The following is a 518-nucleotide window of genomic DNA, read 5'->3' on the forward strand; positions in this document are numbered from 1 at the left end:
GCGCGGCCGACGCGAGGAAGCCGAGAACGGTACCGGTGAACAGCCAGTTGTAGGTGATGACGGACAACAGCGCCGCCGCGAGCGCGGGGGAGAAGAGGCTCTCCAGGTCGTAGGCGAGGCGGGACATCGACAGCGCCCGTGTGTAGGCGCGCTCCTCGGGCAGCACGTCCGGGATCACGGCCTGGAACGTCGGCGTGAACACCGCGGACGCCGACTGGAGGAGGAACACCAGGACGTACACCTGCCACACCGAGTCCACGAACGGCAGGAACACCGCGACGCCGGNNGTCACCATGAGCGCCCGGCGTGGCAGCCGGTCCGCGATCGCGCCGACGGCCGGGGCGACCGCCACGTACGCCACCATCTTGATCGCCAGCGCGGTGCCCAGCACGGACCCGGCGGCGGCGCCCGCCAGATCGTACGCCAGCAGCCCCAGGGCGACGGTCGCCAGACCCGTACCCACCAGCGCGATGACCTGGGCGGCGAACAGATGCCGATAGGTGCGGTGACGCAGGACG

At 71.1% G+C, this 518-nt stretch carries 1 protein-coding gene and 1 pseudogene; both read right to left on the reverse strand.

Features of this window, described 5'->3' with window-relative positions:
* The coding region (locus AOK15_RS48090; protein ID WP_420877030.1) for an MFS transporter at positions 1-285 on the reverse strand (285 nt) is incomplete at both ends.
* Positions 286-287: 2 nt separating this feature from the next.
* Positions 288-518: pseudogene (locus AOK15_RS48095) on the reverse strand (MFS transporter); the annotation flags it as partial.

The organism is Streptomyces ossamyceticus (genome assembly GCF_001418475.1).
GTDB classification, from domain to species: Bacteria; Actinomycetota; Actinomycetes; order Streptomycetales; family Streptomycetaceae; genus Streptomyces; species Streptomyces ossamyceticus.